Source organism: Symbiobacterium ostreiconchae, assembly GCF_055396975.1.
In genome coordinates, this window is the sequence record NZ_AP042454.1 from 1,143,409 (window position 1) to 1,168,598 (window position 25,190).

Below are 25,190 nucleotides of genomic sequence, written 5' to 3' on the forward strand. Positions count from 1 at the left end.
GCGGTACATGGAGGCCGAACACGGCCCCGCCCTGGAGGTGATGCGGGCCATCAAGCGGGCGCTGGACCCGAAGAACATCATGAACCCGGGCAAGATGGCGTTGTGACCATCGGACGCCGGCGCGGTGCAGCATTCCCGGACCTGTCTGGTGCAGACGGGTCCGGGTTTTTGTACTTTAAAGTATTGACGAGATAACGTCCGAGCGGTACACTATGGCCACAGAAATTTACCGTATCCTCACAATTTATCTGTCCACTAAATCGTGTTCTGAACTTCGCAACACGTTTTCACGGAGTCTTGCAAGGTGCAGTGGGGGAGGCGAATCGTGGTGCCTGAGCAGAACGCAAAGCCCGCCGAGGAGAAGCACCCGCCCTGGAACCTGGGGCAGAAGATCGGGCTGTTCCTCGGCCCGGCGCTGTGCCTGCTGATCTACCTGTTCTTCCGCCCCGCCGGCCTCGGGCGGGAGGGAGTGGCCGCGCTGGCCGGCACCGCCTGGATCGCGGTGTGGTGGGTGACCGAAGCCGTTCCGATTCCGATCACCAGCCTGCTGCCGGTCGTGCTTTTCCCGGTGCTGGGGCTGGGGTCGGTCGGGGACGTCGTCGCCCCCTACGCCGACCCGACCATCTTCCTGTTCCTCGGCGGGTTCATCATCGCGGTGGCCATCGAGCGGTGGAAGCTGCACAGGCGCATCGCCCTGGCGGTCATCAGCCGGTTGGGCACCAGCCCGCCCCGGCTGGTCCTGGGTTTCATGCTGGCCACCGGCGCCATCTCGGTGTTCATTTCCAACAGCGCAACGGCGATGATGATGCTGCCCATCGGTCTCGCAGTCATCAACCAGATCACCGAGCTGCGCCAGAAGAGCGGGGAAGCGGTGGAGGAAAACAGCAACTTCCCGGCCCTCATCATGCTGGCCATCGCGTACGCGGCCTCCATCGGCGGCGTCGGCAGCATCATCGGGTCGCCGCCCAACGCGATCATGGTGGGCGTGGCCGCGTCGGCCCTGGGCATCGAGATCAGCTTCCTCGACTTCATGCTGGTCGGCATCCCGATCTTTGTGTTCTACACGTTCGTCGCCTGGCGGATCATGCTGCGGGTCATGCCGCCCGGGTTCAAGGACGTCCCGGGCAGCCGGGAGTTCGTGCGCCAGCAGCTCGCCGAGCTGGGCCCGATGACCAACGAGGAGTGGAAGGTGCTCGCCGTCTTCAGCACCGCCGCGCTGCTGTGGATCATCTACCCGTTCCTGCTGAAGGGCGTGGTTCCCGGCATCAGCGATGCCATGGTGGCGATCTTCGGGGCGATGCTGCTCTTTGTCATCCCCAGCAGCCGCGGCAGGGGTGAGTTCCTGCTGGATGGGTCAGCCATGAAGCGGATCCCCTGGGGCGTGCTCCTGCTCTTCGGCGCCGGCTTCTCCGTCGCGGAGATCTTCCAGAACACGGGCGTGGCATCGTGGCTGTCGGGTTTCCTGGCGGCCCTGGAGGGAGCGCCCTACTTCCTCATCGTCCTGGCCGTGGCCGCCATGCTGGTCTTCCTGACCGAGATCACGTCCAACACCGCCATTGCCGCCATCTTCATGCCGATCATGGCGAGCCTGGCCGCCGCGCTGAACGTCGCGCCCACCGGCCTGATGATGGTGGCGGCCCTGGGCGCCACGCTGGCGTTCATGATGCCCGTCGGCACGCCGCCCAACGCCATCGCCTTCAGCACCGGCTACCTGACCATCCGGCAGATGATCAAGGTGGGCTTCTTCCTCAACCTGGCCTCTATTGCGACCATCACCCTCTTCGGCTACTTCTGGATCCCACTCGTGTGGGGCCAGTAGCATCCTCCCAAAGTGGTGCGCGTGAAGGTGTGAACGGAGGATACCGCCCGGGCGCCGGTGAGGCTATGCTGAAGGTAGCACCGTGGCGGGAGGCGTGGCCGGTGACACAGCCGTGGAAAGTGCGCATCGGCGGCGGGCCCGAGGCGATGTGCAACCCGGTCGCCCAGGCAGCCCGGTTCCGCAAAGCGGGGGCTGCGTGCGCGATGTTTGTGAACCAGACGATGACGAGACCGCCCCGGCGTTGTCCGGGGCGGTCTTGCGCGCGCCGGCCATGAGCGGGCGGTCGTATTCTGTATATTCCGCGGATTTCCTACTTAGGAATACGGGGTTATAGTCCGTTTGGAGAATTGACGGGAAAAGTCTGAGCGCGTTAAGGTATAACTCGGAAATTGCATATATCCTTTTAATTGACCCTCCTGTCAAACGGCGGCGTCAAGTCGGGGAAGACTCTGTACAGGACCTGCTGCAGTCCAACAGGGAAGGAGAGATACTGTGCTCGCGCAGGACGCAAAGGCCACGGATACGGGAGAGAAACAGCCCTCTTCGGTCCCGCGGGAGAAACAGTCCTCGCTGAACCTTGCTCAGAAGATCGGGTTTGTGCTAGGCCCTGCGCTCTGTCTGCTCATCTACCTGTTCTTGCGTCCTGCAGGGCTGGGCCGCGACGGCGTGGCCGCGCTGGCCGGTACGGCCTGGATCGCGGTTTGGTGGGTGACCGAGGCCATCCCGATCCCCATCACGAGCCTGGTGCCGATCGTCCTGTTTCCGGCGCTGGGCCTGGGTTCGGTAGGGGACGTGGTGGACGCTTACGCCGATCCGACCCTCTTCCTGTTCCTCGGGGGTTTTATCATCGCGGTGGGCATTGAGCGCTGGAACCTGCACCGACGCATCGCCCTGGGGGTCATCAGCGGGCTGGGCACCAGCCCGCCGCGCCTCGTGCTGGGTTTCATGCTGGCCACCGGCGCGATCTCCGCTTTCATCTCCAACAGCGCAACGGCGATGATGATGCTGCCCATCGGCCTCGCGGTCATCAAGCAGATCACCGAACTGCGCGTGAGCAACGGGGAAAAGGTGAACACAGCCAAAGAGCACTTCCCCGCGCTCATCCTGCTGGCCATCGCCTACGCCGCCTCCATCGGCGGTGTGGGCTCTATCATCGGGTCGCCGCCCAACGCGATCATGGTGGGCGTGGCCGCCTCGACCCTGGGCATCGAGATCAGCTTTTTCGACTACATGCTGGTGGGCATGCCGCTGTTCCTGGTGTTCACCCTCGTCGCCTGGCGGATCCTGCTGCGGGTCATGCCGCCCGGCTTCGACGACGTCCCGGGCAGCCGGGAGCTGGTGCGCCGGCAGCTCGCGCAGCTGGGCCCGATGAGCAACGAGGAGTGGAAGGTGCTGGGCGTGTTCTGCGCCACCGCGCTGCTGTGGATCACCTACCCGTTCCTGCTCAAGGGCGTGGTGCCGGGCATCTGCGATGCCATGGTGGCGATCTTCGGCGCGCTGCTCCTCTATCTCATTCCCAGCAGCCGGGGCGGGGGCGAGTTTCTGCTGGACGCGTCGGCGCTGAAGCAGCTGCCCTGGGGTGTGCTGCTGCTCTTCGGCGCCGGCTTCTGCATCGCGGACGTCTTCCAGAAGACGGGCGTGGCCGTGTGGCTGTCCAGCTTCCTGGAGGCCCTGGCGGGGGCGCCGCTTATCCTCATCGTCCTGGCGGTCGCTGCCATGATGACCTTCCTGACCGAGATCACGTCCAACACCGCGGTCGCCGCCATCTTCATGCCGGTGCTGGCGACTCTGGGCAGCGCTCTGGGCACCGGACCCACCGCCCTCATGATGGTGGGCGCCCTGGCCTGCGCGCTGGCGTTTATGCTGCCGGTCGGCACGCCGCCCAACGCCATCGTGTTCAGCACGGGCCACGTCTCGATCCGGCAGATGATCCGGGCCGGGTTCTTCCTCAACCTGTCCGCCATCGCCACGATCACGCTTTTCGGTTACTTCTGGATCCCGCTGGTCTGGGGACGGTAGTGCCCCACATTCCACACAGGCCGCCCCGGCGCCGTCCGGGGCGGTTTCGCGTGCGGCGCCGACGCGCTTGTGATCGAAGTATTTTGCATCGTCGCGCTAGTGGGAAGAGGAATACAGCGATCGGCGCGGAAATCTCATGAAACGACAGACCGGGGTGGCACAGAGGGGGGAAAGCCCCCGGTCATCACATGGGGAGGGTGTGCACGATGAAACGTCCCTCACGTCTGACCGCGCTGCTCCTGGCCGTGCTGATGCTGGCCCTGGCCGCGTGCTCGAAGCCGTCGCAGACCGACGGCGGCCAGAGCGGGGGCACCAGCCCCCCGCAGAGCGATGCGGGCCAGGCAGGAACGGGTTCGGGTGGATCGGCGGACAGCGCGCCCCGGCGGGGGCCCAACGGCGAAGTCTACGGCGGCACCTACCGGATGGCCATCGGGGCTGAGCCGGCGGTGATGGATCCGCAGCTGGACACGACGCTGCAGGTGTACCGCCTTGCCCGGAACCTGTTCAACACCCTGGTGCGCTACAAGGGCACCACCCTGGAGCTGGAGCCTGAGCTGCTGGCCGAGATGCCCACCGTCTCCGCGGACGGGCGAACGTACTCGTTCCGGCTCCGGGAGGGCGTGAAGTTCCACAACGGCGCCGAGCTCACGACAAAGGACGTCAAGTACACCATCGAGCGCATGCTCAGCCCCGAGACGATGGCGAAGAACACCTGGGTGTTCCACGACATCGCCGGCGCCGACGAGATGCTGGAGGGCAGGGCGACCGAGCTGGCGGGTCTGAAGATCACGGGCCCGTATACCTTTGAAATCACCCTGAAGGAGCCCTTCGGGCCGTTCCTGAGCAATCTGGCCACGGCGCCGGCCTCGATCCTGCCGGCCGACTACGCCGGCGAGAAGGGCGAGGCGTTCGCCCGGGAGCCCGTCGGCACCGGCCCCTTCCGGCTGAAGGAGTGGCGGCCCAACGAGCTGATCGTCCTGGAGCGCAACCCGGACTACTTCGAGGATGGCTATCCGTTCCTGGATGCGATCGAGTACCGGGTGATCGCGGACGAGTCGACCCGCTGGCTGGAGTTCGAGATGGGCAACCTCGACAGCAACGACATCCCCACGGTGGAGTGGGAGAACGCCACCCAGTCCGGCCGGTGGAAGATCTGGGAGACCACGACCCTGAACACCTACTACCTGGTGCTGAACCACAAGTTCTACCCTGACAAGCGGCTGCGGGAGGCCGTGTCTCTGGCCATTGACCGGCAGAAGATCATCGACACGATCCACAACGGCACCGGCATTCCGGCCGCAGGCCTGACCGCCCCGGGCATCGTCGGTGCGCTCACCGACGCCCCCGGGTTCCCCTACGACCCCGAGCGGGCCAAGCAGATCATCCGGGAGGCCGGTCTGGAGGGGCTGACGATCACCGCCTGGCAGCGGGACGGCGACAAGGTCACCGACACGAACCTGGCCATCCAGCAGATGCTGAGCGAGGTCGGCCTCAACTACGTGGTGGAGATCTACGATTCGGCCACGTACGCGGCCGCACGGTCCCGGGGCGAGATCCCGGCCAACCAGGGCAACTGGTTCGCCGACTACCCCGACCCCGACAACTTCCTCTGGACCTTCTTCCACTCCTCCAGCTCCACGGCCATGTCGGTTGGCGTGGATGACCCGGAGGTGGACGCGGTCCTGGAGCGGGCGCGGGTGGACACCGACGTCGCGCGGCGCAGCCGGGACTACCAGGAGCTGGAGCGGCGCCTCCTCTACGAGGAGTACGCCATGATCCCGCTGTGGCACCTGAAGTCCTACTTCGTCAGCCAGCCGTACGTGCACGGCTTCCAGCTGAACCCGGTCTTCGTGTACGACTACAAGACCGTCTGGAAGGACGTTCCGTAAATCCGCAGCCATCGGGCGGTGGGGGCCTCGGCCTGGCCGGGTCCCCACCCCGATTGGCAATGGGGGAGGATCAACTTGCTCGCATACATCGTACGCCGCCTCTGGGCGGGCATTCCCGTCCTCCTGGGGGTCAGCCTCATCACCTTCATCCTGATGCACGTCGTCCCGGGCGACCCGGTGGCCGTCGCGTTCGAGAAGAAGGCCGATCCGGCCACCATCGAGCGCATCCGCCGCGAGATGGGGCTCGACCGCCCGCTGCCGGTGCAGTATGCGGACTTCCTTCTCAAGGCGCTGCGGGGGGACCTGGGCAAGTCGTTTCAGACCCAGCAGCCCGTGATGAACATGATCCGCAGCGCCATGCCCGCTACCCTGAAGCTCACGGCGTCAGCGGTGCTGGTCTCCGTCCTCATCGGGGTGCCCATCGGCATCCTGTCGGCGCTGAACCGCGGGACAGCCATCGACTACATGGCCACCGTGACGGCGCTCTCGTTCATCTCCGCCCCGGTCTTCTGGGTGGCCATGGTGGCCCAGCTGCTGTTCGGCTACCGGCTGGGATGGCTGCCGATCTCGGGGTTTGACACGCTCAGGCACCTGGTTCTGCCCGCACTGGTGCTGGGCACGCGCTACGCGGCCTCGATCGCCCGGTACACGCGCTCCTCCATGCTGGACGTGGTCAGCCAGGACTACATCCGCACCGCCCGGGCCAAAGGGCTCAGCGGGCGGGTCGTCGTCTTCAAGCACGCGCTGAAGAACGCGCTGATCCCGGTCATCACGGTGGTGGGGCTGGAGATCGGCGGGCTGCTCACCGGCTCCATCCTCACCGAGTCGGTGTTTGGCATCCCCGGCCTCGGGCTGGTGACCATCCGCGGGCTGAACGCGCTGGACTTCCCGGTGATTCAGGCCACCGTGCTGCTCACCGCCGTGATCTTCGTGGTGATGAACATCATCGTCGACATCAGCTACTCGCTGGTCGATCCCCGCATCCGCATGACCTAGGAAAGGAGCGGAGGCCATGGCTGTATCCGTACAGGTCCGGGCACCTGCTTCCGCCGGCGCCGAACCCCGGAGCAAGACGGCGTGGCACCGCCTGCGGCAGCACAAGCTGGCAATGGCAGGCCTGGTTTTCATCATCCTGCTGGTCATCCTGGCCTTGCTGGCCCCCGTGCTGGCGCCGGCGGACCCCAACAAGCAGGATCTCTTCCTGAAGCTGGCCAGACCCGGCACGGCCTTCGACGCGCTGGGGGAGGGCACGTACTGGCTCGGCGCGGACCACCTCGGCCGCGACGTGCTCTCGCGCGTGATCTACGGCGCGCGCGTCTCCCTGCTGGTGGGCTTCGTCGCCGAGGCCATCGTCCTGGTGATCGGCGTGACGATGGGCGCCCTGGCGGGCTACTACGGGGGCCGCGTGGACCGGATCATCATGCGCACGGTGGACGTGCTGTTCGCTTTCCCCGACCTGCTCTTCGCGATCGCCATCATGTTCGCCCTGGGCCGCGGGCTGATCAACCTGTTCATCGCCCTGTCGGTGGTGGGCTGGGCCGGGATGGCGCGGCTCACCCGCGGCCAGGTGCTCGCCCTGAAGGAGCGCGAGTTCGTGGAAGGGGCCCGGGCGGCCGGGGCGGGCGATGCCCGGGTGATCCTCCGGCACATCCTGCCCAACGCCCTGGGGCCGATCATCGTGGCGGTCACGCTGGGCATCCCCGGGGCGATCATGAGCGAGGCGTCGCTGAGCTACCTGGGGCTGGGCGTGCAGCCGCCCACCGCGACCTGGGGGTCCATGATCTACGAGGGGCGGTCATACCTGCGGCACGCGCCCTGGATGTCGCTGGCGCCGGGCGCGATGATCATGCTCACCGTGCTGGCGTTCAACCTGCTGGGCGACGGTCTGCGCGACGCCCTGGATCCCCGCACCCAGAAGCGATGAGGCTTCAAGGGAGGAGGCTCGGCTGTGGCGCTCTATGGCTGTGAATCCTTTTCTGCCGGGGAGCACCGGGGCACCCGCCCGGGGCCGGAAGGGCTGGCGGGCGACGGCGTCTGGACCGGTCCGGTGCAGGAGGCCGCGCCCTTCGACTGGGCGGTGGCTTCCTGGAATGGTGCGGGCGCGCGGATCGAGGTCTCGCTGCGGGCGCGCGTGGACGGCGCCTGGTCCCCCTGGTTCAGCTTCGGCCGCTGGTCCTCGGCCGGCCCCCGGGCCTCGGTGGCCGGGCAGGCGCACGAGCCGTTCGGGCGGCTGGAGACCGACACGCTGCTGCTCACGCGCCCGGCCGACGCGTACCAGTTCCGGGTGGAACTGCAGGGGGCGGCGCTGCACCGGCTCTGGCTCGCCGCCGTGCGGAAGGACGAGCGTGCGGACGAGCCGCCCCACACCCCCGCCTGGGGGGTGGACCTGGACGTGCCCATGCGGTCGCAGATGGTCTTCCCCGACGGCGGCAACGTGTGGTGCAGCCCGGTCTCGCTGGCCATGGTGATGGCGTACTACGGCCACGTGGAGTCGATTCCCGACGAGACGGTGCCCGGGGTGTACGATGCCGTCTACGACGGCCACGGGAACTGGCCGTTCAACACCGCCTACGCCGCCACGCGGGGCTTCCGGGCGTACGTGGACCGCTTCGGGGGCTTCGCCGAGCTGGAACGGTGGATCGCCCGCGGCCGGCCGGTCATCGCGACGGTGGCGTACGACCGGTCGTGGCTGCCGAACGCGCCGATTCCGCGCACGGCGGGACACATCCTGGTGGTGCGCGGCTTTACCGCCGACGGCGACGTGATCGTCAACGACCCCGCCGCGCCGACGGACGGCGAAGTGCGCCGGATCTACCGCCGCGACCTGTTCCGGCGGGCCTGGCTGGACAGGAGCGGCGTGGTCTACATTTTGGAACCCCTGTCCGCGCCGGCGGGTTTATAATAGGTGTGGCGTTACTGCGGCGCGACCCGAGGTGCGGTGTCGCCGGCGGGCCGCGTGGTGTATGCCCACAAATGCCCGGGAGGTGCGTGCATGGAGAAGCTGACCCAGATCCGATCCCAGCTTCCGGCCCTGAGCAGCCAGGTCTACCTGAACACCGGGACGGCCGGCCCCCTGCCGGAGCCGGTGCGCGCGGCGATGGTCGATTCGCTCGCGGCCCAGTTCGCCGATGGGCGCATTGCATCGGATTACTACGTACAGCTCAGCCAGCTGAAGGCCCAGGTCCGGGCGAAGCACGCGGCGATGCTCGGCTGTGAGCCGGAGGAGATCGCCCTCACGCAGAACACGACCGACGGCATGAACCTGGTCACGCTCGGCGTGAACTGGCAGCCCGGCGACGAGGCCATCACGACCAACCTGGAGCACCCGGGCGCGCTGTTCCCGCTGTTTGCCGCCCGCGAGCGGTACGGGATCACGATCAAGATCGCCGACGTACTGGACCGGCCCGAGGAGGCGCCGGCGGTGATCGAGCGGCTGATCACCCCGCGCACCAAGCTGATCTCCCTCTCGCACGTCTCCTTTATCACCGGGGCCGTGCTGCCCATCCGGGAGATCGCCGATGTTGCACACCGGCACGGCGTGCTCGTGCTGGTGGACGGCGCGCAGTCCTTCGGCGCCATCCCGGTGAACGTCAGGGAACTGGGGGTCGACTTCTACGCGGTCACCGGGCAGAAGTGGCTCTGCGGCCCCGAGGGGGCCGGCGCCCTGTACGGCACGCGGGCGGCGGCCGCGCAGCTCCGCATCACCTTCGCCGGGTACGGCACCGCGCAGGCCTATGACCTGTACGGGGGGCTCCTCCCGAAGGGCGGGGTGCAGAAGCTGGAGCAGGGCACGGTGCAGCCCGCGAACCTGGCCGGACAGCTGGCCGCGTGCCGCTGGCTGACGGAGGAGGCCGGCACGGACTGGGCCTTCGGGCGGATCCGCCGCCTGGCCGCCGCGGCCCGGGAGATCCTGGCTGAGGTGCCCGGGGTGACCGTGGTCACGCCGCCCGAGACCGCCGGGCTGGTCACCTTCCAGGTGAACGCCGACCCTGACCGGGTGCTCAGGGCCCTGGCGCAGCAGCGCATCATCGTCCGGACGGTGCCGCACCCGCGCAGCCTGCGGCTCTCCACCGGCTTCTACAACACGGAGGAGGAGCTGGCGAAACTGGCGGAGGCGCTCCGGCCGCTGGCGCAGGGCGCGTAGTGCAGTTCCCGCGGCCGCTTCCCGCAACGGGAGCGGCCTCTCTCCTTGCGCCCGGACAGGTATCCTTGCAAACGGATGCCGTCGACGTCTGATGTGTGAACAGGTTCACAATCACGAGAGGAGGCCCCGCCATGCCCGGCATTCGGGAGACCGATCTTCCCGGCATCGGTCGCAAGTTCCTGATTGAGACCCGCAGCGGCGACAAGATGGTGGTGGTGGTGCACGACGACGGTCGGCGCGCCCTCTACCACTTCGACCCGGAGGATCCGGACGAGCCGGTTTCGGTGGTGACGCTGGAGGACGGCGAGGCGCGGCAGCTGGCCGCGATCGTAGGCGGCCTGGCGTACCAGCCCAAGATCCTGGAAGACGTGCACATGGACATCAACGACCTGATGATCAAGTGGTACAAGCTGGACCCCCACTCGCCCGGCGCGGGGAAGCGCATCGGCGATCTGCGGGTTCGCCAGGCGACCGGCGCGACCATCATCGCCATCGTCGGCCAGGACCGGTCCAAGAAGATCAACCCGGGACCCGACGAGGTGCTTCGCGCCGGGCAGACCATCGTGGTGGTGGGCGAGCGCGGCCAGGTGAAGGCCCTGGAGCGGCTGATCGTGGGAGAAGGGCGGTAGCCGATGGAGCATGCGATATTTGAACTGGGACTGGCGCTCGCCCTGATGTCGGTCGCCGGCCTCCTGGCGGCCCGGCTGCAGATCTCCAGCGTTCCTTTGATGATCGTGATGGGCATGCTGCTCGGCCAGCACGCGCCCAGGATCGGGCTGATCGACCTGACCTTCGCAGGCGAACTCGAGATCATCTCGTTCATGGGCCGGGTGGGCGTGCTCTTCCTCCTCTTCTACCTGGGGCTCGAGTTCTCGATCGGCCGCCTGGTGAAGTCGGGAAAGAAGATCCTGGTGGCCGGCACGATCCACGTGGGCATCAGCCTGCTCTGCGGTTTCGGCTTCGGATTTCTGATGGACTGGCCGCTGAAGGAGGTCCTGGTGGCCGCGGGCGCCATGACCGTCACCTCCAGCGCGATCATCGCCAAGGTGCTGGTGGACCTGAAGCGCACGGCCAACCCCGAGACCGAGCTGATCCTGGGCATCGTCATGGCCGATGACATCTTCCTGGCCGTCTACCTCTCCATCGTCTCGGGCTTCGTACTGAGCGGCGCGGCGTCGCCGGGCGGTGTCCTCCTCTCCGCCGGCACGGCGCTGGGATTCATGGCGGGAGTGCTCGTCCTCAGCCGGCTGGCGATGCCCTGGATCAACCGCTTCCTCGACCGGCTGCCGGACGAGCTCTTCCTCCTCGTGGTCTTCGCCGCGCTGATGCTGATCGCGGGGTTCGGCGAGTCGCTGCACGTGGCCGAGGCCATCGGGGCGCTGCTATTTGGTCTGGCGCTGGCGGAGAGCGACCACCGCGAGCGGGTGGAGCATCTCATCCTGCCGTTCCGCGACTTCTTCGGGGCGCTGTTTTTCTTCAGCTTCGGCCTCTCCATCGACCCCATGGGGCTCGGCGGCGCCATCGTGCCCGCCCTGATCGCGGCGGCGGTGAGCCTCACCGGCAACTTCACGGCGGGCATGCTGGCGGGCCGTTCGGCCGGGCTGTCGCACAAGGCGTCGGCCAACATCGGCCTGACGATCGTCGCGCGCGGCGAGTTCTCCATCGTCATGGCGAACCTCGGCGTGGCCGGCGGCCTGATGCCGGTCCTGCAGCCCTTCTCGGCCCTGTACGTGCTCGTTCTGGCCGTGGCGGGTCCCCTGCTGGCCAAGCATTCGCCCGGCATCTACCACCTGCTGAGCAAGCTGTTCAAGTGGCAGAAGCCGAGGCCGCGGCGCAAGATCACGATCCCTGCCGCCCCTGCGGAGGGGAAGCACTAGTCGGGGGTCGCTCCCGTCGAGGAGCGGCCCCGCATGCCGAATCTCAGAGCTCCAGCTGCGCCCGCTTTGCGGCCTCGTGCCCGGCGGTGGCGCGCAGCACCGCCGCCCATAGCCCGTCGGACCGCTCGCGCAGGACCTCGATCCCCGCGGCGGTCACGCCGCCGGGGGTGGAGACCCGTTCGATGACGTCCCCGAAGGTGTAGCCCGTCTGCTCCATGAGCGCGCAGGTGGCCGCGACCGTCTCCCGCACCATGGCCGCAGCGGCCTCCCGGGAGAGGGCCGGGGCCTGCGCGCAGGCGGCTTCTGCCAGGGACTGAAACACGAAGCTGAGGAAGGCCGGGCCGCAGGAGGTCAGGTCCGAGGCGGTGCGCGCCGCTTCCTCCGGAATCACGTAAGGCCGGCTGACGGCTTCGAGGAGCCGCATCAGCAGGGCGCGGTCCGTGTGGGTGCAGCGCCCGCCGAAGACCACCAGGGATGCGCCCCGGCCGGCCGCGTGGACGACGGAGGGGATCACCTTCGCAACGCGGGCGGGGGTCCGGGCCTCCACCATCGACAGGGTGAGCGTGTTGTTGATGATCACCAGCAGATGGCCGGCGGTTATGTACGGCCCGATCTCCTCCAGCACGGCGGCGGTCTCCCCGGGCTTCACGCAGAGGAAGATGACCTCGGCCCGGCGGGCGAGGTCGCCGCACCCGAATGCGGCCTGCACCCCGGGGAGCGCGGTCGTGACCTGGTTCCGCTTGGCGGCCGTGCGGGAGCAGATCAGCACCTCCTCCGGAGCCAGCGCGCCCGCCCGCACGAGGGCGGTCACCAGCAGCCGCCCCATGTTGCCCATGCCAACAAAGCCGACTTTCACAGGCTGACCCTCCCGAGCGCGGTTCACTGCTCACCAGGGTATTCCGCCCGGGGTCGACCGGTCACCCATGAATGATTTGCCTGGGCCGGAGCGCCGGTGTACAATGCAGAACGCGATGAAAAAGGAGGAGGCGGTTTGCCATGTACGACGAGCTGACCCGCCGCGCGCAGCGCATGCGCGAGAAACTCGCAGAACTCGGGAGGTCTCTTTGACTTCGACAGGCGGCTTGAGGAGATCGCGGCGCTGGAGCACCAGATCGCCGCGCCGGACTTCTGGAACGACCAGGACCGGGCCCGGCGCATCACCCGGCAGGTCGCGCAGCTGAAAGCCCCGGTCGAGCAGCTGGAAGCGTACCAGCGCCGGCTGGAGGACCTGGAGGTCATGATCGACCTGGCGGAGGAGGGCGCCGACGCCGAGATGCTGGCGGAGGCCCGGGAAGAGGCCGACGCGCTGGAGCAGCAGATCCGGCAGTTCGAGCTGCAGGTGCTGCTGAACGGCAAGTACGACGCCTACAACGCCATTCTCACCATCCACGCCGGCGCCGGGGGGACTGAGGCGCAGGACTGGGCGGAGATGCTGCTGCGCATGTACGTGCGCTGGGCCGAGGACCGCGGCTTCAAGGTCGAGGAGCTGGACCGGCTGGCCGGCGACGAGGCGGGCATCAAGTCGGTCACCATCGCGGTGCGGGGGCCGTACGCCTACGGCTTCCTGCGGCCGGAGATGGGCGTGCACCGCCTGGTGCGCATCTCGCCCTTCGACGCGTCGGGCCGGCGGCACACCTCCTTCGCCGCGGTGGAGGTCATGCCCGAGATCGAAGAGGACGTGGACGACATCCAGATCCGGCCCGAGGATCTGCGCATTGACACGTACCGGGCCAGCGGCGCGGGCGGACAGCACGTGAACAAGACCGAGTCCGCCGTGCGGATCACCCACATTCCCACGGGGATCGTGGTGTCGTGTCAGCAGGAGCGCTCGCAGATGCAGAACCGGGCCGTGGCGATGATGATGCTGCGCTCCAAGCTGGTGGAGCTGAAGCTGGAAGAGCAGAACAAGGAGATGGCCCAGATCCGGGGCCCGCAGATGGAGATCGCCTGGGGCAGCCAGATCCGCAGCTACGTCTTCCAGCCCTACACCCTGGTCAAGGACCACCGCAGCGGGGTGGAGGTGGGCAACGCCCAGGCGGTGATCGACGGGGACCTGGATCCGTTCATCTACGGGTACCTGGAGAAGCGGGCAAGCGGCGAGCTTTCCCGGCCGTGACCGGGTTGCCCTGCCGGCCTGCCCGTCCAGGGCCGACCGGCGCGGCCCGACGGGAACCCGCACCTGGCTTCGATCGTCAAACCGACAGCGGAAGGTTGAGGAAGGGAGCGAACTCCAGATGCCGCACCGATGGAGGATGCCGTCGCTGCTGGCGGCGGCCGCGCTGATTACGGGCCTGCTGGTGGGGCAGGTGATGGCCCAGACCGCCGAGCCGGGCTCCGGCGGCGACCCGCTGGTCAGCAAGTCCTACGTGGACATGGTCGCGCTGTACCGGGTCGAGGAGGTTCCGGCGGGTCACACCGTGGTCGGCGCGGCCGGCACGGAGCTGGTGCTGCGCGGGGGCCGCGCGACGGCCGTCGTGTCGGAGCTGGGCGGCCTGCTGGACGCGACCGCCGGCGCCGACATCCGGGGCGGCGCCCGGATTCCGGCCAACCACCTGATCGTGGTGCCGCGGGACGACGGGCGGGGGTTCTACGCGGAGACCGACCTGGTCCTGATGGTGAAGGGCCGGATCACCATCCTGGAGCCGTAGTCCGCACATCGGGCGGCGCGGCGCAGAGCGGTGGCGGATGACATGAAGCGCGTGCAGATTCTGAGCATTGGTGTGGACGACGTGACGATGGCCGAGGCCGTGGACCGGTGCCTCGGCTTCATTGACGCGGGCGGTCCGCACCTGGTGGTCACCCCGAACGCGGAGATCGCCGACCGGGCCGGCCGGGACCCGGAACTCGCCGCCATCATCAACGGGGCTGACCTGGTCGTGCCGGACGGCATCGGGATCGTGCTCGCGGCGCGGCTGCTGGGCACCCCGATCCGGGAGAAGGTGGGAGGGGCCGACCTGGCCACCAACCTGCTGAAGGCGCTGGACCGCCGGGGCGGTGGCCGGGTTTTCCTGCTGGGCACCCGGCCCGAGGTGGTGCGGGAGGCCGCCCGCCGCTTGCAGGCCGCCTACCCCCGCATCACGGTGGCAGGCTGGCGCGACGGTTTCTTCCGGCCCGAGGAGGAGGACGAGGTGTCGGCGCAGATCCGGACCGCGCGCCCGGACGTGCTCTTCGTCGCCCTGGGCTCCCCCAAGCAGGAGCGGTGGCTGCACCGCCACCTGCCCGGGCTGGGCGTTCCGCTGGGGATGGGGGTGGGCGGCACCATCGACGTGTGGGCCGGCGCCGTGCCCCGCGCGCCGCAGTGGATGATCCGGGCCAACCTGGAGTGGCTCTACCGCATCGTGCGGCTCCGCAGGCTGCGCCGCAGCCTTCCGCCGCTCATGCGCTTCGCCCTGGCCGTGCTCAGGGCCCGCGCCCGCCGCGGCGCCTGACAACCGCATGTGGATGCGTCGACCCACCCGGGGGACCGGGTGGGTCGGTTGGTGCTGCCGCCTTCTGGAAGGTCAGCCATATTTGGCATGACCTAGAATATCACGACCAGGAAGGGAAGGTCTGCATCCTCGTCGAAGTCCCTGGTAAAGTTTCACGTTACACCTTCGAAATTGTGAAGGATCGACCGTCTCAGCAGCGTATTTAGGAAACAACCGGTGGGGTGATCCCGCGTGATCGAATTTATTAACGTGACCAAGGTCTATCCGCATATGAAAACCCCTTCCCTCGACAACGTCAACCTGCGGGTTGAGCGGGGGGAGTTTGTCTTTTTGGTCGGTCCGTCCGGCGCCGGCAAGTCCACGCTTCTGAAGCTGCTCTACCGGGAGGAGCTGCCGACATCGGGCCAGCTGATCCTGGACGGCAAGGATGTGGCCCGTCTGCCCCGGCGGGCGGTGCCCTACCTGCGGCGCAGCCTCGGGGTCATCTTTCAGGACTTCAAGCTGCTGCCGGACCGCACCGTGTTCGAGAACGTCGCTTTCGCCCTGGAGTGCACCGACGTGCCCCGGCGGGAGGTGGTGCGGCGGGTGCCGGCTGCCCTCGAGCTGGTCGGCCTGCGCCACAAGAGCCGGGCGCTGGCGGCGGAGCTGTCGGGCGGCGAGCAGCAGCGGGTCGCCGTGGCGCGGGCCATCGTGCGGAACCCGGTGCTGGTCATCGCCGACGAGCCCACCGGCAACCTGGACCCCGAGAACACCTGGGCGATCATGAACCTCCTGAACCAGATCAACCAGATGGGCGCCACGGTGGTGGTGGCCACCCATGCGGCGGAGATCGTGGACAGCATGAAGAAGCGCGTCATTGCCCTGGAGCGGGGTCGCGTGGTGCGCGACGAGAACAGGGGGACCTACGGCCATGAGTCTTAGAGGATGGGTCACCGCGCTGCGCGACGCCCTGCACAACACCGCGCGCGGCAATCTGATGTCGCTGGCCTCCATGCTCTCGGTCGCGGTGACGCTTCTGGTGCTGGCCGTCGTCGCGCTTCTGGCCGTCAACCTGGAGGAGACGGCGGCTACCGCCGAGAGCCAGGTGGAGATCAAGGGCTACCTCTGCACGGCCCGGCGGGAAGAGGTGAAATGCGGTCAGCGGGACCTCACTGAGGCGGAGATCCAGGCCCTTCTGGAGCGCATCCGGAACCTGCCCAACGTGGAGCAGCTCACCTTCCTCAGCCGCCACGAGGCCCTCGAGCAGATGAAGCAGGCGGATCCGGCACAGGCAGACCTGCTGGCCGGCTATGAGGGCGACGAGAATCCCCTTTCCGACGAGATCTACGTGAAGGTGACGGACGTACAGCTGGTGGCCGAGGTGGCCGAGCAGATCCAGGCCATGCCCGGCGTGGCCAAGGTCGACTACGGCAAGGAGATCGTGGCGGACCTGCTGGCCTTCACCCGCGCGGTGCGCATCGGCGGCCTGGCTCTGGTCCTGCTCCTGGTCTTCGCCACCGTGCTCACGCTCTCCAACACGATCCGCCTGTCGGTCTACGCCCGGCGGCGGGAGATCGCCATCATGAAGCTGGTGGGCGCCACCGACTGGTACATCCGGCGGCCGTTCGTGCTGGAAGGCATGCTGCTGGGGGCCGTGGGCGCAGCGATCGCCAGCGGCGTCACGGCCTGGGGCTACATCCGGCTGACGCCCGCGATCCAGCAGTCGATTCCGTTCCTGCCCCTGGTGCCCGCCGAGGCGATCCTGACCGACCTCACCCTGGCCCTGCTGGGGCTGGGGGCGGTGCTGGGGGCCCTGGCCAGCTACTTCTCGCTGCACCGCTTCCTGAAGGTGTAATGGGGGTGTCCGTCGCGATGCACAGACGACTACGCTGGGCGCTGGTCGCCCTGACGGCACTGCTCGTGAACCTGGCCCTGCCGCTTCAGCCTTTCTCCGCCCAGGCCAACGACATCCGGGCACAGCTGGAGCAGGCGCAGCGCGACCTGGAGGCCGTCAGGCAGAGGCAGAAGGAAGTGCAGAACGAACTGGCCGACGTCGCGTTCCAGGCTCAGGAGGCGGAGGCGCAGCTGCGGCTGGTGGAGGCGGAGCTGGTGTCGGCCAACGCCAATCTGGCGATCGTCACCGCAGAATATGAAGAGGTCCTGGCCGAGCTGGAGCAGGTGCAGGCCGAGGTGGCCGACGCGCGGGCCCGCTACGCGGAGAAGCGGGAAATCCTGGGCGACCGGATCCGGGCCATGCGGGAGTACGGCCCGGTGGACAAGCTCTCCGTGCTCTTCGGCGCCGCGAGCTTCCGGGAGTTCATCAGCCGCGCGGAGATCCTCGCGATGCTCGCGCGGAAGGACCGCGAGCTGGTGGAGCTGGTGAGGGCCGAGAAGCTCGCCCTGGAGGAGAAGGAGCGGCAGGTGGAAGGGCGCAAGACCCGGCTCGCCGCGCTGAAGGCGGAGGCCGAGGCGTACCAGGCCACGGTGCTGGCGAAGCGGATGGAGCGGGAGCAGGTGTCGCGCTCGCTGGAGGACCGGCGGCAGGCGCTGGCGGCCCAGCTCGACGAGATGGAGCGGTACAGCCAGCAGCTCGCCGAGCAGGTGGCCGCCCTGGTGCGGGAGCTGAACCGGCAGGCCGGCATCTTCGCCCCCATCCCGCCGGTGACGCCGGTCATCATCACCGACCATTTCGGTATGCGCTGGCATCCGATCCTCGGCACCCAGCGCATGCACTACGGCACCGATTTCGCGGCCAACTGGGGCCAGACGGTCTACGCCATCGAGACCGGGGTGGTGCTGCAGACCAGCTACGACGACGTCTTCGGCAACCTGGTGATCATCGACCACGGCGGCGGCATTACCTCGTGGTACGCGCACAACAGCAAGATCCTGGTCGCGCCCGGCCAGGCCGTGAGCCAGGGCGATCCCATCGCGCTCGCGGGTTCGACGGGCTGGTCGACGGGGCCTCACGTGCACCTGGAGATCCACGTCAACGGGGTGCAGAAGAACCCGCTGGATTACATCAAGTGGTAGGCCGCGCCGCGGAAGGGGGCCCGGACCGCACGAGCGGACCGGGCCCCCTCGGGTTTTGCACGCGTCGTTTGACCACAAAGGAATCTGCGGAGTATACTCCTGGTTAGCCCCTGATACACATGGGGGAGAGGCTTGTTTGCCAGAGAGAGGATGACGCTGAAGATGGACGAGCGCCGCATGGGATTCGGGCTGTCGCTGCTCCTGGCCGCGGTGACGGGTGTGGTCAGCTACGCGATGGGCGCGTTGGGCTGGCCGCCGGCCGTCCACCAGCAGATGTCGCAGCTGCGGGACCGGCTTCCCGCGGCCGGCTCCACGGAGTCGGGGCTCCAGGTGGAGCGGCTGGAAGAGGTCATGCGGGCCATTCAGGGGCAGTACGTGGAAGAGGTCGACGCCGAAACCCTCAACGTCGGCGCGCTCCGGGGCATGGTCGAGGCGCTGGGCGACAGGTACTCGACGTACTTCACGCCTGACGAGTACCGGACGTTCGTCCAGGGCTTTGAACCCACCTTCAGCGGCATCGGCGTGACCGTGGAGATCTCCCAGAAGACCGGCCTGCTCACCGTGGTCTCGCCCATCAAGGGGAGTCCGGGCGCCCGGGCGGGGCTGCGCACGGGCGATGCCATCATCCAGGTGGACGGCCGCGACATCACCGGGATGAGCCTGAACGAGGCCGTCGCGCTGATCAAGGGGCCGAAGGGGACGCAGGTGCGGCTGCTGGTCCGGCGGGAGGGCGAACCCGAGCCGCTGGAGTTCGTGATCACGCGCGACACCATCACCGTGCCGGTGCTTGACTCCCGCATGATCGACCAGGCGGCGGGCATCGGGTACATCCAGCTGTTCGAGTTCAGCAAGAAGGGCGCCGCTGACCAGGTGAAGGAAGCCATCGCGGACCTGCGCCGCCAGGGCATGACGCGGCTGATCTTCGACGTGCGGCACAACCCGGGCGGGCTGCTGGATGAGGTCGTGGAGATCGCCTCGTTCTTCCTGCCCACCGGTGAGCCGGTGGTCCACATCGTGGAGCGGGGCAAGGAGCAGCGGACCCTGACCGCCCGCGAGGCGGAGAAGTGGAACCAGCCGCTGGTGGTGCTTATCGACGGCGGCAGCGCGAGCGCCTCGGAGATCCTGGCCGGGGCGGTGAAGGATGCAGGCGTCGGGGTGCTGATCGGCGAGAAGACCTTTGGCAAGGGTTCGGTGCAGACCTTCTGGCGGCTGCAGGACGGCTCGGGCATCAAGCTGACGACGGCCAAATACCTGACGGCCGGCGGGCATTCGATCGACGGCCAGGGCGTGGAGCCGGACATTCCGGTGGCCAATCCCGACCGCATTTTCCCCGGCGAGCCCGGTGACCCGCAGCTGGAGGCCGCCATCCGGCACATCCGGGAGATGAAGCGCTGACGAAAACGGCCGCCCCGGGACGTGAGCCGGGGCGGCTTTCGCTTCACCTTTGGGCGGGTCTGCACATACCCTGCAGACAGGGGTGAACCTATGGCGAGCCACACAGATGCGACGGCCGGGACGGAGATGAGAGTCGTACCGGGGCCGATCCGGGGCGGCCACTGTCCGGCCCCGCGGGAGATCGTCCTGGTGGATGCCAGGAAGGTGTTTGACTTCTGTTCGCAGGAAGACCTCTTGGAGCGGTGCTTCACCCTTCCCGATCTGGGTGCTGACGGGTCCATACTTAGCTGTCGCATCACCCAGATTCAGTGCGAGGAGGTCGCCGACCGGCAACCGGTGACCAACGGCGACGAAGGCCGCGCCATCGTTTCCATCCAGATCACCTTGACGCTGCAGCTTCAGGTGCAGCCGACCATGGGCGCCCAGCCGGTCCTGGTGGAGCGGACCGTCACGTTCCCGAAACGGGTGGTCCTGTGCGCACCGGAAGGCACCGACGTGACCTGCGACGTCGAGGGAACCTGCATCTGCACGGTGCAGCCCGGCGCGGGAGAAGGGGAGCCCAACGTCTGCTGCACGATTCAGCTCTGCACCGTGCTGACCGTGACCGCCGACGTCAAGCTGCTGGTGCCCGCATTCGGGTCGGTGCGGGCCCGCAGGTGCCCGTCGGCCGCCTCGGTCCAGGGCTGCCCGCCCGAGGTGGATGACTGCGACCCGCCCGTGCGGTTCCCTGTCCGCCGGAGAGAGAGGGACAGGGACTGCGGCTGCGGAGGAGACTGAACGCACCGGCGCCGGGAGACCGGCGCCGTCTGCGCGTATTGTGGGCAAACAGCCCCGGCCAGCCGGCCGGGGCGGTTCGGCGCGCCGAACTGACCGAAAAAACACTTTCGTCTGCGACAATTACCCTGCAAAAAGAAATATGGTAGTAGGTCTCAAAGAGGAAATTAGGGTGAACCGGTGAATCAATGCTGTAGTCTGATCAATAGCAACGCACAGAGGAGGTCAAGGGAGAAGCGATGAGAAAGAACCGCAGGTCCCTCGCCGCAGCGGCCGTCCTGCTCGCGCTGAGCATGGTCCTGGCTGCGTGCGGCCCCAAGCAGTCCGCCCCGCCGTCCAGCTCTGGCGGTGAGCAGCAGCAGCAGCAGGGCGGCACCCAGACCGAGACCCCGTCCACTCAGACCCCGGCCCCCAGCGGTCCGAAGGTTGGCGGCGAGCTGAATCTCCGCCTGTCCCAGGACCCCGACAACCTGAACCCGATCCTGTCGTCGTCGGCTTACGGTTCCATGATCTACGGCCTGGTCTACTCGAGCCTGTTCGACTTCGACCTCGACTGGTCCCCGAAGGGCGACCTGGCCGAGTGGTGGGAGACGCTGGACGAGGGCCTGACCTTCCGCGTCAAGCTGCGTGAGGGCGTCCTGTTCCACAACGGCGAGGAGCTCACCTCCGAGGACGTCGTCTTCACGATGAAGGCGATCAAGCACCCGGACTACACCGGCCCGCGTGCTGCTTCGCTGGCGTCGGTTGAGGACATCGTCGCCGTCGACAAGTACACGGTGGACTTCAAGCTCACCGAGCCCTTCGCGCCGATTTTCACCAACATCAACTACGGTATCCTCCAGGCCAAGCTGTTCGAGGGCACCGAGATCGGCGACATGGAGAACCATGAGGTGACCTGGAACCCGATCGGCACCGGCCCGTACATCTTCAAGGAGTACGTCCGCGGCCAGTACGCCCTGCTCGAGCGGAATCCCAACTGGTTCCGCAGCGAGGAGGAGGGCGGCGCTCCCTTCATCCAGACCATCCGCATGAAGGTCATCCCGGACGACCAGACCGCCCTGGCTGCCCTGGAGAACGGCGAGCTCGACGTCGAGACCCCGCCGCCCTCCGAGGTCAAGCGGCTGCTCACCGAGTACGAGGGCCGTCTGATCCCGGTCCAGTACGAGCGGAACGGCTGGGGCTACATGCTGCTCAACACGCAGCGGGCTCCGCTGGATGACGTGCGTGTCCGCCAGGCCCTGACCCACGCCCTGAACCGTCAGGCGATCGTGGACGTGGCCCTCGACGGCGAGGCCGTGGTGCCGCCCGGTCCGCTGCCGCCCGTCTCCTGGGCCTACAAGGAGGACCTGAAGACCCTGGACTACGACCCGGCCCGCGCCGAGCAGCTGCTGCAGGAGGCCGGCTGGACCAAGGGCGCCGACGGCATCTGGGAGAAGAACGGCGAGAAGCTTGAGCTCGACTTCTACGCCACCGCCGGCTCCAGCCTGATCGAGGCCCTGGCCACCATGGCCCGCCAGGATTGGGAGAAGGTCGGCATCAAGGTGAACGTCCAGCTCATGGACTTCAACGCCATGAACGAGACCCGCCTGCAGCCCGGCGAGTACGACATCGCCTTCCAGGCCTTCAACCTGGGCCTCGATCCCGACAGCCTGTACGCCATCTTCCACGGCAGCCTGGCCAAGCCCAACGCGGCCGGCCTGGTGACCAGCTTCAACCGGATGCGGTACGACAACCCCGAGGTCAACGCCCTGCTCGAAGAGGGCCGCCGGGAGTCCGATCCGGAGAAGCGGAAGGAGATCTACGGTCAGGCGCAGCAGCTGATCGTCAACGACGCACCCGTCATCCTGATGTACTCCAACCTGTACACCGACTTCCACACCCCGCGGGTGAAGAACGTCGTGAACTTCCCGGGCGGCGGTGCGACCCTCGACTACCTGTACCAGTGGTACATCGAGGAGTAATCAGCTGAACGCAGTCGACGGCATGAGTGGGGGGCGCCCCTACGGCGCCCCCTTTCTGCCCACCTAGCTGAAGCCGTGAGGTGGTGACCGGTTTGACTCGATACCTGATTAAGCGAGTGCTGAACATGATTCCCCTCCTCTTCATCGTAACGATCATCTCCTTCGGGGTCATGCAGCTGGCGCCGGGCGGTCCCGAATACGTCATCCTCTCCGCCGAGGCGGACGCCATGTCCGACCCGGCAGCGGTAGAGGCCCTTCGCGAGAAGTGGGGACTGAACGACCCCATTCACATTCAGTACTTTCGCTGGGTGGGCAACATGCTGAAGGGCGACTTCGGCAAGTCGTACTACTACCGGCTGCCGGTCAAGGACGTGCTGGGCGCAGCCCTGCCCAACACGATCCGGCTCAACGTCATCGCGCTGTTCTTCATCTACGCGATCTCGATTCCCCTGGGCGTCATCTCCGCCGTGCGCCAGTACTCCAAGACGGACATGATCGTGACCGCCACGGCCTTCGCCGGACAGGCGGCCCCCAGCTTCTGGGTCGCGACCATGCTCATCTGGGGCGTGGCGATGAAGTCAAACGGTCTCATCCCCACCAACGGCATCTCCACCCCCGGCATCAACTTTGAAACGTACGGCTGGCTCAGCGTGCTCGCTGACCGGTTCAAGTACATGCTCCTGCCCCTGACGGTCATCGTCTTCGGCGGCCTGACCGGCCTCACCCGCTACATGCGCTCCAGCATGCTGGAGGTGCTGCGGGAGGACTACGTGCGCACCGCACGGGCCAAGGGCCTGTCGGAGAAGGTCGTCATCTACAAGCACGCCCTGCGCAACGCCGTGCTGCCGATCCTGGCCGTGTCGGGCGGCCTCCTCAGCAGCATGGTGGGCGGCTCGGTCATCATCGAGAACGTCTTCTCATGGCCGGGCATCGGCCGCGTGGCGTGGCAGGCCGTCAACAACCGTGACTACAACGTGTCGATGTCAGTCATGCTGCTGGGCGCCGTGCTGACGGTCATCGGGTACCTGCTCGTGGATATCGCCTACGTGTGGGTCGACCCGCGCATCAAGTACGACTAGGGGGGAACTGCCGTGGCTGCACCGAATGTCAACGTTGAAGCCCAGGAACAGCTTCAGGGCCTGGCTCACGAGGAAAGCCAGTTCCGGCAGTTCGTCCGCCGCTTCGCCCGCAACAAGCTGGCTGTCGCAGGACTCATCATTCTGGTGCTTCTGTACACGGTCGCCATCTTCGCGCCGTTCCTGGCCAGCGAACCGCTGGACGCCCCGGTCAATCCCGCGGCGCGCTTCCTGCCGCCGCTGTCGCCCGGGCACCCGCTGGGTACGGACAACCTCGGGCGGGATCTGCTCTCCCGCATCATCTGGGGCAGCCGCATCTCGCTCTCGGTCGGCTTCGTGGCCATGGGCGTCGCCGTGGTGCTGGGCACCCTGGTCGGCTCGATCGCGGGTTACTACGGCGGCACGTGGATCGACATCGTGCTCATGCGCATCGCCGAGGCCATTGACGTGATCCCGGTCTTCTTCCTGCTGGTCACGGTGGTCGCGGTGCTGAAGCCGAGTGTCTATAACATCATGGTCGTCATCGGCGTCACGTCGTGGCCGGGGCTGGCGTACATCGTGCGCGGTCAGTTCCTCAGCCTGAGGCAGCGCGACTTTACCGAAGCCTCTCGCGCGATGGGCGCCACGGACTCCCGGCTGATCTTCCGCCATATCCTGCCCAACGCGGTCGCGCCGATCATCGTCTCCGCCACCCTGCGCATCGGCGGGGCCATCCTCTCGGAGGCCGGCCTCTCCTTCCTGGGGCTGGGCGCGCCGCCGCCCTCCGTGTCGTGGGGGCAGATCCTGTCGGTGTCGCGCTCCTTCCTGAAGCAGGGCCCGTGGCTCATGTTCTGGCCGGGCCTGGCGATCTTCATCACCGTGCTGGCGTTCAACTTCGTCGGCGACGGCGTCCGCGATGCGCTGGACCCGAAGCTGAAGCGCTGAGTCACTTTGCGAACGAAAACAACCGCCGGATTCCCCGCGCGTGCTGGCCGGGAATCGGGCGGTGTTTGTTTTGGGAGCGGCCGCCGGGATGCGGCGCATATATGCGGGGGCGGTCAGGGCGCCGGGCGGCCGGGGTGGCCGGCCCGGCGTACGGCTTCGACGGTCTCCCGCAGCCGCTCGGGCGTTTCGTAGACCAGGTTCCCCACGACGACGGTGTCGGCGTGGCGGGCGGCCTGCCCGGCCTGGGCCGCGGAGCGGATGCCGCCGCCGTAGATCACGTGCGCCCCGCCGGCGTGCGCCCGGACTGCCTTCAGCAGGGCCATGTCGCCGAAGGTCCCGCTGTACTCCACGTAGAGGACGGGCAGGCGCAGCACGCGGCCGGCGAAGGCTGCCCACGCCGCCGCGTCCGCGGGCGTGAGGTCCGTCCTCGCCCCGGTCACCCTGGCCGCGGTACAATCGGGGTTGAGGACCAGGTACGCCTCGGGCAGCAGCAGGTCCCAAGGGATATACTCGCCGACGACGGGCAGGAGCCGGGCCATGGCGGCGGCCTGGGCGCCGCCCATCCACCGGCTGTCGGGCGCGTTCAGCACCAGGGGGATGAGGAACAGGGCCGGCCCCGGCACGGCCGAATCCAGCGTGGAGACTTCCAGGGCGACAGGCACGGGGGCGTCGGCCAGCCTCCCCAGCAGGTCGAGCACCGCCTGCTGGGTCATGCCGGTGGAACCGCCCAGCACGATCGCGTCGGTGCCGCTTTCGTAAACCGCCTGCAGCGCCGCCGCAGACAGCGGCCGGTCGGGGTCGAGCTTGGTGACGTGCCGCCAGGCGCGCCAGTTGGGGGCCGGCGGCCAGGTCACCGGCGAGGTGGACATGTC

23 protein-coding genes are annotated in these 25,190 nt (G+C 67.7%); 21 read left to right on the plus strand and 2 right to left on the minus strand.

From position 1 onward, the window contains the following. Positions 1 to 7: 7 nt before the first annotated feature. The 10 genes from ACZ5UM_RS05655 to ACZ5UM_RS05700 all read left to right on the plus strand — a co-directional run bounded on the left by ACZ5UM_RS05655 (position 8) and on the right by ACZ5UM_RS05700 (position 11,748). Complete coding sequence (locus ACZ5UM_RS05655; protein ID WP_464847376.1) at positions 8 to 106, plus strand: FAD-linked oxidase C-terminal domain-containing protein; 99 nt, start codon at positions 8 to 10, stop codon at positions 104 to 106. Between the two features lie 222 nt (positions 107 to 328). Next, positions 329 to 1,819 (plus strand): SLC13 family permease, encoded by a 1,491-nt coding sequence (locus ACZ5UM_RS05660; protein ID WP_464847378.1) that lies wholly within the window; start codon positions 329 to 331, stop codon positions 1,817 to 1,819. Between the two features lie 597 nt (positions 1,820 to 2,416). Next, a complete protein-coding gene (locus tag ACZ5UM_RS05665) occupies positions 2,417 to 3,838 on the plus strand; it encodes an SLC13 family permease (protein ID WP_464847379.1) in 1,422 nt (473 codons plus the stop codon). Between the two features lie 206 nt (positions 3,839 to 4,044). Further along, positions 4,045 to 5,727: an ABC transporter substrate-binding protein gene (locus ACZ5UM_RS05670; RefSeq protein WP_464847381.1), complete on the plus strand. Its 1,683-nt coding sequence runs from the start codon at positions 4,045 to 4,047 to the stop codon at positions 5,725 to 5,727. Between the two features lie 75 nt (positions 5,728 to 5,802). Continuing rightward, complete coding sequence (locus ACZ5UM_RS05675) at positions 5,803 to 6,723, plus strand: ABC transporter permease (RefSeq protein ID WP_464847382.1); 921 nt, start codon at positions 5,803 to 5,805, stop codon at positions 6,721 to 6,723. Between the two features lie 16 nt (positions 6,724 to 6,739). After that, positions 6,740 to 7,651: an ABC transporter permease gene (locus tag ACZ5UM_RS05680; protein ID WP_464847383.1), complete on the plus strand. Its 912-nt coding sequence runs from the start codon at positions 6,740 to 6,742 to the stop codon at positions 7,649 to 7,651. Between the two features lie 24 nt (positions 7,652 to 7,675). Continuing rightward, positions 7,676 to 8,629: a peptidase C39 family protein gene (locus ACZ5UM_RS05685; RefSeq protein WP_464847385.1), complete on the plus strand. Its 954-nt coding sequence runs from the start codon at positions 7,676 to 7,678 to the stop codon at positions 8,627 to 8,629. 90 nt (positions 8,630 to 8,719) lie between these two features. Beyond that, positions 8,720 to 9,871 carry an aminotransferase class V-fold PLP-dependent enzyme gene (locus tag ACZ5UM_RS05690; protein WP_464847387.1) on the plus strand — a complete coding sequence of 384 codons (1,152 nt, stop codon included), beginning with the start codon at positions 8,720 to 8,722 and terminating at the stop codon, positions 9,869 to 9,871. Between the two features lie 131 nt (positions 9,872 to 10,002). Continuing rightward, on the plus strand, positions 10,003 to 10,500 hold the full coding sequence (locus ACZ5UM_RS05695; RefSeq protein ID WP_464847389.1) for a cation:proton antiporter regulatory subunit: 498 nt from the start codon (positions 10,003 to 10,005) through the stop codon (positions 10,498 to 10,500). A gap of 3 nt (positions 10,501 to 10,503) precedes the next feature. Further along, positions 10,504 to 11,748: a cation:proton antiporter gene (locus ACZ5UM_RS05700; protein WP_464847390.1), complete on the plus strand. Its 1,245-nt coding sequence runs from the start codon at positions 10,504 to 10,506 to the stop codon at positions 11,746 to 11,748. A gap of 43 nt (positions 11,749 to 11,791) precedes the next feature. On the opposite strand, the gene ACZ5UM_RS05705 is transcribed toward ACZ5UM_RS05700, so the two are convergent. After that, the gene (locus ACZ5UM_RS05705; RefSeq protein ID WP_464847394.1) at positions 11,792 to 12,604 is read right to left on the minus strand and encodes a pyrroline-5-carboxylate reductase dimerization domain-containing protein; all 813 of its coding nucleotides are present in this window, start codon (positions 12,602 to 12,604) and stop codon (positions 11,792 to 11,794) included. Between the two features lie 140 nt (positions 12,605 to 12,744). Here ACZ5UM_RS05705 and prfB point away from each other — a divergent pair. The 11 genes from prfB (at position 12,745) to ACZ5UM_RS05760 (ending at position 24,318) form a co-directional block, all read left to right on the plus strand. Further along, positions 12,745 to 13,864 (plus strand): peptide chain release factor 2 gene (prfB, locus tag ACZ5UM_RS05710; protein ID WP_464847397.1). Its coding sequence is split into 2 segments (ribosomal slippage): positions 12,745 to 12,813 and positions 12,815 to 13,864, totalling 1,119 coding nucleotides; the frame shifts between segments, so codons are not numbered across the junction. A gap of 118 nt (positions 13,865 to 13,982) precedes the next feature. Further along, on the plus strand, positions 13,983 to 14,396 hold the full coding sequence (locus ACZ5UM_RS05715; protein WP_464847398.1) for a hypothetical protein: 414 nt from the start codon (positions 13,983 to 13,985) through the stop codon (positions 14,394 to 14,396). Between the two features lie 42 nt (positions 14,397 to 14,438). Next, positions 14,439 to 15,176 (plus strand): WecB/TagA/CpsF family glycosyltransferase, encoded by a 738-nt coding sequence (locus ACZ5UM_RS05720; protein ID WP_464847401.1) that lies wholly within the window; start codon positions 14,439 to 14,441, stop codon positions 15,174 to 15,176. A gap of 231 nt (positions 15,177 to 15,407) precedes the next feature. After that, positions 15,408 to 16,097 (plus strand): cell division ATP-binding protein FtsE, encoded by a 690-nt coding sequence (gene ftsE / locus ACZ5UM_RS05725; RefSeq protein ID WP_464847403.1) that lies wholly within the window; start codon positions 15,408 to 15,410, stop codon positions 16,095 to 16,097. Further along, complete coding sequence (ftsX, locus tag ACZ5UM_RS05730) at positions 16,087 to 17,010, plus strand: permease-like cell division protein FtsX (RefSeq protein ID WP_464847407.1); 924 nt, start codon at positions 16,087 to 16,089, stop codon at positions 17,008 to 17,010. The genes ftsE and ftsX overlap by 11 nt, the downstream gene beginning before the upstream one ends. 17 nt (positions 17,011 to 17,027) lie before the next feature. Beyond that, a complete protein-coding gene (locus ACZ5UM_RS05735; protein ID WP_464847411.1) occupies positions 17,028 to 18,188 on the plus strand; it encodes a murein hydrolase activator EnvC family protein in 1,161 nt (386 codons plus the stop codon). Positions 18,189 to 18,350: 162 nt separating this feature from the next. Next, positions 18,351 to 19,583: a S41 family peptidase gene (locus tag ACZ5UM_RS05740; protein ID WP_464847412.1), complete on the plus strand. Its 1,233-nt coding sequence runs from the start codon at positions 18,351 to 18,353 to the stop codon at positions 19,581 to 19,583. A gap of 90 nt (positions 19,584 to 19,673) precedes the next feature. Next, the gene (locus tag ACZ5UM_RS05745; protein WP_464847413.1) at positions 19,674 to 20,360 is read left to right on the plus strand and encodes a hypothetical protein; all 687 of its coding nucleotides are present in this window, start codon (positions 19,674 to 19,676) and stop codon (positions 20,358 to 20,360) included. A gap of 236 nt (positions 20,361 to 20,596) precedes the next feature. Further along, positions 20,597 to 22,318 (plus strand): ABC transporter substrate-binding protein, encoded by a 1,722-nt coding sequence (locus ACZ5UM_RS05750; protein WP_464847416.1) that lies wholly within the window; start codon positions 20,597 to 20,599, stop codon positions 22,316 to 22,318. Between the two features lie 83 nt (positions 22,319 to 22,401). Then, entirely contained in the window at positions 22,402 to 23,397 is a 996-nt protein-coding gene (locus tag ACZ5UM_RS05755; RefSeq protein ID WP_464847417.1) for an ABC transporter permease, read from the plus strand. Between the two features lie 12 nt (positions 23,398 to 23,409). Beyond that, complete coding sequence (locus ACZ5UM_RS05760) at positions 23,410 to 24,318, plus strand: ABC transporter permease (protein WP_464847418.1); 909 nt, start codon at positions 23,410 to 23,412, stop codon at positions 24,316 to 24,318. A 113-nt stretch (positions 24,319 to 24,431) separates the two neighbouring features. On the opposite strand, the gene ACZ5UM_RS05765 is transcribed toward ACZ5UM_RS05760, so the two are convergent. Beyond that, positions 24,432 to 25,187 carry a geranylgeranylglyceryl/heptaprenylglyceryl phosphate synthase gene (locus ACZ5UM_RS05765; RefSeq protein WP_464847419.1) on the minus strand — a complete coding sequence of 252 codons (756 nt, stop codon included), beginning with the start codon at positions 25,185 to 25,187 and terminating at the stop codon, positions 24,432 to 24,434. Between the last annotated feature and the right edge of the window lie 3 nt (positions 25,188 to 25,190).